This window comes from Kineococcus vitellinus, assembly GCF_009906315.1.
GTDB lineage: Bacteria > Actinomycetota > Actinomycetes > Actinomycetales > Kineococcaceae > Kineococcus > Kineococcus vitellinus.
This window is the reverse complement of sequence record NZ_JAAALL010000216.1, coordinates 1-7,723: the sequence shown is the minus strand read 5'-3', so window position 1 is coordinate 7,723 and position 7,723 is coordinate 1. Positions and strand designations below refer to the sequence as shown.

General features: G+C 74.8%; 6 protein-coding genes. 4 read left to right on the top strand and 2 right to left on the bottom strand.

The genetic code is table 11. The annotated features are described in order from the left end of the window. The 4 genes from secD to GTQ99_RS16715 form a co-directional block, all read left to right on the top strand. A partial coding sequence (gene secD / locus GTQ99_RS16730; RefSeq protein ID WP_166616867.1) for a protein translocase subunit SecD occupies positions 1 to 1,343 on the top strand: 1,343 nt, incomplete at its 5' end. Continuing rightward, entirely contained in the window at positions 1,343 to 2,344 is a 1,002-nt protein-coding gene (gene secF, locus GTQ99_RS16725; RefSeq protein ID WP_166616866.1) for a protein translocase subunit SecF, read from the top strand. The genes secD and secF, both read left to right, overlap by 1 nt. Further along, on the top strand, positions 2,341 to 2,898 hold the full coding sequence (locus GTQ99_RS16720) for an adenine phosphoribosyltransferase (protein WP_338075049.1): 558 nt from the start codon (positions 2,341 to 2,343) through the stop codon (positions 2,896 to 2,898). The genes secF and GTQ99_RS16720 overlap by 4 nt, the downstream gene beginning before the upstream one ends. 122 nt (positions 2,899 to 3,020) lie before the next feature. After that, positions 3,021 to 5,558, top strand: a complete 2,538-nt coding sequence (locus GTQ99_RS16715; protein WP_166616865.1) for a RelA/SpoT family protein — start codon at positions 3,021 to 3,023, stop codon at positions 5,556 to 5,558. Here the strand turns inward: GTQ99_RS16715 and GTQ99_RS16710 are convergent. After that, positions 5,527 to 6,201, bottom strand: coding sequence for a hypothetical protein (locus GTQ99_RS16710; RefSeq protein WP_166616864.1), 675 nt, complete (start codon positions 6,199 to 6,201; stop codon positions 5,527 to 5,529). The two genes, GTQ99_RS16715 and GTQ99_RS16710, sit on opposite strands and share 32 nt — an antisense overlap. 154 nt (positions 6,202 to 6,355) lie before the next feature. Then, the coding region (locus tag GTQ99_RS16705) for a DUF349 domain-containing protein (RefSeq protein ID WP_240897588.1) at positions 6,356 to 7,723 on the bottom strand (1,368 nt) is incomplete at its 5' end.

Below are 7,723 nucleotides of genomic sequence, written 5' to 3'. Positions count from 1 at the left end.
CGCCCGCAGCGCCCGCCGAGCCCGCCGTGACCACCCCGCCGTCGCTGGCCGACATCGCCACCCCCACGCCGACGCCCGGTCCGGGCCAGCCCACGGGCACCCCGACCGCCTCCCCGACCGACGCCAGCGACCAGGCGTGGCTGTCGATCCAGGACCTGTACCCGCTGTTCACCAACCTCGACTGCTCCGACCCCGCCCAGCGCACCGGCGGGGTCGTGGACGACCCGGCCAAGCCGCTGGTCACCTGCAGCCAGGACGGGCTCGCCAAGTACGTGCTGGGCCCGGCCGAGATCGAGGGCACCGACCTCAACAGCGCGATCGCGACCCAGGCCTCCAACGACCAGGGCTTCGCCACCGGCGGCTGGGTCGTGCGGCTGAACTTCGACGCCGCCGGCGCCGACGCCTTCCAGGCGCTCACCACGCGCATCTCCACGCTGACCGCGCCGCAGAACCAGTTCGCCGCCGTCCTCGACGGCCTCGTCGTCACCGCCCCGAGCGTCGACCAGACCTTCACCAACGACGTCGACATCACGGGCAACTTCACCCGCGAGAGCGCTGAGGCGCTGGCGCAGCAGCTGCAGTTCGGCGCGCTGCCGATCTCCTTCACCGTGCAGACCGAGGACCAGGTCTCCGCCACGCTCGGCACCGAGCAGCTGCAGCGCGGCCTGCTCGCCGGCGTCGTCGGCCTCGTCCTCGTCGTGGCCTACTCGCTGCTGCAGTACCGGGCGCTGGGCCTGGTGACCGTCGGCAGCCTCGTGCTGGCCGCGGCGCTGAACTACGGCGTCCTGCTGCTGCTGAGCTGGCTGCAGGGCTTCCGCCTGAGCCTGGCCGGCGTGGCGGGCCTCATCGTGGCGATCGGCGTCACCGCCGACTCCTTCATCCTCTTCTTCGAGCGCGTGCGCGACGAGATCCGCGACGGCCGCGCCCTCTCGACCGCCGTCGAGGCCGGCTGGCACCGCGCGCGGCGCACCATCCTCATCTCCGACGCGGTCAGCCTGCTCTCGGCGGTCGTGCTCTACGTGCTGGCCGTCGGCAACGTGCGCGGCTTCGCCTTCACCCTGGGCATCACCACGCTCGTCGACGTCGCGATCGTCATGCTCTTCACGCACCCGCTCGTGGCGCTGCTGGCCAGGACGAAGTTCTTCGGCAGCGGGCACAAGTGGTCCGGCTTCGACCCCGAGCACCTCGGCTCGGTGGTGGCCCGCCACGCCCTGCACCACGGGGCGCACCGGCCGACGGTCGCCGAGCGGCGCGCCCAGGAGCGCGCCAAGGCCCACAGCGGGGCCGGGGACGGGACGGCCGCCGGGCCGCGCGACAGCCACGACAGCGAGGACGACGCCTGATGGGCATGGCACAGCTGGGCAACCGGCTCTACACCGGTGAGTCCTCCTTCGACTTCGTGGGCCGCCGCAGGCTCTGGTTCCTCATCGCCGCGGTGCTCGTGCTCGTCTCCGGGCTGCTGCTGTGGAAGCCGGGGCTGACCTTCGGCATCGAGTTCGAGGGCGGCTCGGAGTTCCGGGTCAGCGGCAGCTCCGACCAGGACACCGCCCGCGAGGCCGTCGAGGAGGTGCTGCCGGGCTCCGTGCCGACGGTCACCACCGTCGGCACCGACGGCGTGCGCATCCAGACCGAGACGGTGACCCCCGCCCAGCTCGACGAGATCCGCGCGGAGCTGGTCGAGCGCCTCGAGGTGCCCGCCGACGACGTGACCTCCTCCAGCATCGGGCCGAGCTGGGGCGCGGACGTGACCGACAAGGCGCTCACCGGCCTCGTGGTCTTCTTCATCATCGTCTCCATCGTCATGGCGCTGTACTTCCGCACCTGGACGATGGCGCTGGCCTCGCTGGTGGCCCTGGTGCACGACCTGGTCATCACCGCGGGCGTCTACGCCCTCGTCGGCTTCGAGGTGACCCCCGCCTCCGTGATCGGCTTCCTGACGATCCTCGGCTACTCCCTCTACGACACCGTCGTGGTCTTCGACAAGGTGCGCGAGAACACCGTCGCCGCCTTCGCCACGCGCGAGCGCACCTTCGCCCAGGCGGCCAACCTGGCGGTGAACCAGACGATCGTGCGCTCGGTGAACACCACCGTCGTGGCGCTGCTGCCGGTGGCGGCGATCCTCTTCATCGGGGACCTGCTGCTCGGGGCCGGGACGCTGCGCGACATCAGCCTGGCCCTCTTCGTCGGCATGCTCGTCGGGGCCTACTCCTCGATCTTCGTGGCGACGCCGCTGCTGGTCGTGCTGCGCTCGCGGGAGGCGGGCGTGAAGGCGCTCGACGCCGACGTCCGCGAGGGCCGCACCCCGCAGCCGCAGCCGGCGCTCGGCGCCGGTGGCGCGCAGTGAGCGCACCGCCGGCCGTGCCCGACGCCGACCGCGTCGAGGCGGCCGTCCTCGCGGGCGTGCGCGACGTCCCGGGCTTCCCGCAGCCGGGGGTGGTCTTCAAGGACATCACGCCGCTGCTGGCCGATCCCGAGGCCTTCGGCCTCGTCGTCGCCGCCCTCGCCGACCTCGCGCGCTCCGTCGGCGCGAGCGCCGTGGCAGGGGTGGAGGCGCGCGGGTTCATGCTCGCCGCCCCGGCCGCCGAGCGCGCCCGGCTGGCGTTCTGGCCGGTGCGCAAGGCCGGCAAGCTGCCCGGTGCGGTGCTGCGGCGCGAGTACGCCCTGGAGTACGGCACGGCGGCCCTGGAGCTGAGCGCGGACGCGGCGCGCGCGGGCGAGCGCGTGCTCGTCGTCGACGACGTCCTGGCCACCGGCGGCACCGCGCTCGCCGCGTGCGAGCTCATCGAGGAGGCCGGGGCGCAGGTGGCCGCCTTCGCGGTGCTGCTGGAGCTCGCCGCCCTCGGCGGGCGCCCGCGCCTGGGCGAGCGGCCCGTGGTGGCGCTGCACACGGCCCCCTGAGCCGCCCGCCCGGCGCGGGCGCACCCGCCGGGCGGCCCGGTGGCGCGCCGCAGTCCGGCGCTCGGACCGCGGCGGGTGCCCGGCCGACCTAGACTGGACTCCGGACCAGACGGAGGAGCGGCATGGCCGACGGCACCGAGACCCACGCCCTGACCACGGGTGCGCCCACCGGCGGTCCCGCCGCCGTGGACGCCACGGCCAGCGACGGGTCGCCCGCGCCGTCGAGCACTCCGACCGCGACGGCGACCGCCGGCTCCACCGGAGGCCCGAGCACCGCCTCCGCCGGCGGCCCCGCCGGTGCCGTCGTGCCCGTGCCGCAGCCCCCGCGGCCACCCGCCTCGGGCCGGCCCAACGGGCCGGAGCGCCGCCGCGGGGCGGAGACGTCCCCGGGCCCGGTGACCGCGAGCAGGATGCTGTCGCGGCTGGCGCGCTTCGGCCAGCACCGGCAGTCCAACGTCTCCCCGGTGCTGGAGCCGCTGCTGCGCACGGTCCGCACCACCCACCCCAAGGCCGACCTGGCGGTGGTGGAGAAGGCCTTCGAGCGCGCCGAGCGCGCCCACGACGGTCAGCGCCGCAAGAGCGGCGACCCCTACATCACCCACCCCGTGGCCGTGGCCACGATCCTCGCCGAGCTCGGCATGACGCCGTCCACGCTGGCGGCGGCGCTGCTGCACGACACCGTCGAGGACACCGACTACACCCTCGGCGACCTGCGCGCGGAGTTCGGCGACGAGATCGCGCTGCTCGTGGACGGCGTCACCAAGCTCGACAAGGTGACCTACGGCGAGGCGGCCCAGTCCGAGACGGTCCGCAAGATGATCGTCGCGATGGCCAAGGACATCCGCGTGCTGGTCATCAAGCTCGCGGACCGGCTGCACAACGCCCGCACCTGGCGCTACGTCTCCGCCTCCTCCGCGGAGAAGAAGGCCCGCGAGACGCTGGAGATCTACGCCCCGCTGGCCCACCGGCTCGGCATGAACACCATCAAGTGGGAGCTGGAGGACCTGTCCTTCGCGACGGTCTACCCCAAGGTGTTCGACGAGATCGTCCGGCTCGTCGCCGACCGCGCGCCCGCCCGCGAGGAGTACCTGCAGGGCGTGCGGGCGCAGATCGAGGACGACCTCAAGAGCGCCCGGGTGCGCGCCACGGTCACCGGCCGGCCCAAGCACTACTACTCGATCTACCAGAAGATGATCGTGCGGGGCCGCGACTTCGCCGAGATCTACGACCTCGTCGGCATCCGCGTCCTCGTGGACTCCGTCCGCGACTGCTACGCCGTCCTCGGTGCGCTGCACGCGCGCTGGAACCCGGTGCCCGGCCGGTTCAAGGACTACATCGCGATGCCCAAGTTCAACATGTACCAGTCGCTGCACACGACGGTCATCGGGCCCGAGGGCAAGCCCGTCGAGATCCAGATCCGCACGCACAACATGCACCAGCGCGCCGAGTACGGCATCGCCGCGCACTGGAAGTACAAGGACGACCCCACCTCGACCGGTGGCGGCGGCGCCCGCCAGGGCGAGATGGACTGGCTGAAGTCGGTCGTCGACTGGCAGCGGGAGTCGGCGACGAGCGACTTCCTCGACGACCTGCGCTGGGAGATCAACGCCAGCCAGGTGTTCGTCTTCACCCCCAAGGGCGACGTCCTGCCCCTGCCGGCCGGGTCCACGCCCGTCGACTTCGCGTACGCGGTGCACACCGAGGTGGGCCACCGCACCATGGGCGCCCGCGTCAACGGCCGCCTCGTCCCGCTGGACTCCACCCTCGACAACGGCGACCTCGTCGAGATCTTCACCTCCAAGGCCGACGGCGCCGGCCCGAGCCGGGACTGGCTGCAGTTCGTCAAGAGCCCCCGCGCCCGCAACAAGATCAAGCAGCACTTCTCCAAGGAGCGGCGCGAGGAGGCGATCGAGGACGGCAAGGACGAGATCGCCCGCGCCATGCGCAAGCAGCACCTGCCGCTGCAGCGCCTCATGTCGCACGAGTCCCTGCTCGTCGTGGCCCGCGAGCTCAACCTCGGCGACGTGTCCGCGCTCTACGCCGCCGTGGGGGAGAAGCACGTCTCCGCCCAGCACGTGGTCGACAAGCTCATCGCGGCCGTCGGCGGCGAGGCCGCCGTCGAGGAGGACCTCGCCGAGGCCACCACCCCCGGCCAGGCCCGCCCCGGGCGCAGCAGCGGCGACGCGGGCGTCGTCGTCAGCGGCGCCGAGGACGTGTGGGTGAAGCTGGCCCGCTGCTGCACCCCCGTCCCGCAGGACCCCATCGTCGGCTTCGTCACCCGGGGCGCCGGGGTGTCGGTGCACCGCGAGGACTGCGAGAACGTCGTGCGGCTGCGCCAGGAACCCGAGCGGATCGTCGACGTGCAGTGGGCCACGGCGCTGCCCTCGGCGCAGTCCCGGCTCTTCCTCGTGCAGATCCAGGTGGAGGCGCTGGACCGGGCGCGGCTGCTGTCGGACGTCACGCGCGTCCTGTCGGACAACCACGTCAACATCCTGTCCGCCACGGTGAGCACCAGCCGGGACCGGGTGGCGCTGTCGAAGTTCTCCTTCGAGATGGCCGAGCCCAACCACCTCGGTCACGTCCTGGGCGCCGTGCGACGCGTCGACGGCGTCTTCGACGCGTACCGCGTCATGGCCTCGCGCCAGCAGCAGAAGCCCTGAGCGGGGCGGCCGGCCCCGCCAGGCGCAGCACGTCGCGGGCCGTCCGCACGTGGGCCCGGCCGCGGGCGCGCCCGGCGGCCTCGGCCAGGGCGTCGGCGTCCAGCAGACCGGCCGCCTGGAGCGCCTCGCGCACGCGCCCGGCCTGGTGGGGGCTGGTGCGGGCCACGTCCAGCAGCGTGCGGGCCGGTGCGGTCAGCAGCAGCCCGGCCACGGCGACGACGTCGCGCTCGTCGGGACGCACCCGCGAAGCGGTGAGCGGCAATCCCGTCCCGGCGCCGGGCGGCAGGCGCACACCGCCCACGAGCAGCTGAGCCGGTGCGGGCAGCGGCGCCCCCGCGTGCACCCACGCGGCCGCACCGGCCAGCACGACGGCGCCCGCCGGCACCAGCAGGGCCAGCGCCCGGGCCCGCACGGGCAGCTCCAGCGGCACGTCGGCACCCACCACGACGTCGCCCACCACGCGCCGCAGCAGCCCGTCGCGCACGTCGCGGTCGGTCCACGCGCGCTCCCCGGCACCGCGGGGCCGCCAGGGCAGCGCCGGGTCGGGATCGGCGCCGCGGTCCAGGACGGCGGTCAGCCAGCTGCTGCCGGCCGGCCCGCCCCGCGGGGCCGGGGTGCTGCGCAGGTGCGGAGGGGAGGACACGCACGCCAGTCCACCGCCTGCGGCGCCCGGCCGCCCGCACCGGCCCCGCTGCTGTGGACGAGCACGCGCCCCCGCCGTCCTGTGCGGACGGCGGGGGCGCGTGCTCCGGACCCCCGCGGTCGTGCGTCGGGGTCCTGCGTCAGGCTCCTGCGGGTCAGCGGACCTCGCGCAGCGTCGCCTGCGCGGCGTCCAGCCACGCGCGGCGCGCCCGCAGCGCCTCCTCGGCGCGCGCCAGGGAGCGCGCGTCACCGGAGGCCCGGGCCTTCTCCACGTCCGCCTCGAGGTCGCGGATCGCGTTCTCCAGCTGGCTGGCGAGCCCACCGGCGCGCGCCTGCGCCTCCGGGTTGCTGCGCGTCCAGCGGGCCTGCTCGGCGTCCCGCACGGCCGTCTCCACGGCGCGCAGGCGGCCCTCGACGCGGCCGAGGTCCGCGCGGGGCACCTTCCCGGCCGCCTCCCAGCGGTCCTGGATCCCGCGCAGCGCCGCCTTGGCCGCGTTGACGTCGCGCACCGGCAGCAGCCCCTCCGCCTCGACGAGCAGCTGCTCCTTCACCTGCAGGTTGCCGCGGAACTCCTCGTCGACCTCCTCGTTGGCCGCGCTGCGCGCGGCGAAGAAGACGTCCTGGGCGGCGCGGAAGCGGTCCCACAGCGTGTCGTCGTCCTTGCGGCCCAGGCGGCCGGCGGCCTTCCAGCGGTCCATGAGGGCCCGGTAGGCGTTCGTCGTGCCCCGCCAGTCCGTCGAGGTCGACAGCGCCTCCGCCTCGGCGACGAGCTTCTCCTTCTCGGCGCGGATGCCGGAGCGCTGCTCGCCGAGCGCGGCGAAGTGGTGGCGCCGCATCTTGTCGAAGGCGCTGCGGGCGTGGCTGAAGCGCTTCCACAGCTCGTCCTCGCTGCGCTTGTCCAGCCGGCCCTCGCGCTGGGCGGCCTTCCACTCCTCGAACAGCGTCCGCAGCCGCTCACCGGCGGTGCGCCACTGGACCTTCTCCGGGTCCTGCCCGGAGATGGCCTCCGCCTCCTCCACGATGGCCAGCCGGGCGGCGCGCAGCCGCTCGCGGTTGGCCGCGCGCGCCCGGTCGGCCGCGGCCCGCGCCTCGTCGGCGACGGTGGCCAGCGCCTCCACCCGCGCGGCGAGGGCGTCCAGGTCGCCCACGGCGCGGGTCTCGGCCAGCGCCGTCCGCAGGGCGCTGACGCCGCTGACGATGTCCTTGCCGGCGAGCTCGGTGCTGCGCAGCCGCTGCTCGAACAGGTCGACCTGGGCCACGACCTCCTCGTACTTGCGCACGAAGTAGGCGACGGCCTCCTCGGGGGTGGCGTCGGGGTAGGCGCCGACCTCGTGCTCGCCGTCGGCGCGGCGCACCCAGACGGTGCCGTTCTCGTCCACCCGGCCGAAGGCGGCGGCCGCCTCGCGGTCCACCGTCGTGGTGTGCGCGGCCTCCAGGGCGGCAGCGGCCTCGGGCGCCTCGGCGGCGGCCGAGGGCGCGGGCACCGGGCGCGGCGCCGGGCGGCCCGCCAGGCGCGCGGGGCT

Coding starts and splice junctions, on each gene's coding strand:
- secF (WP_166616866.1), top strand. CDS start 1,343: ATGGGCATGGCACAGCTGGGCAACCGGCTCTACACCGGTGAGTCCTCC.
- GTQ99_RS16715 (WP_166616865.1), top strand. CDS start 3,021: ATGGCCGACGGCACCGAGACCCACGCCCTGACCACGGGTGCGCCCACC.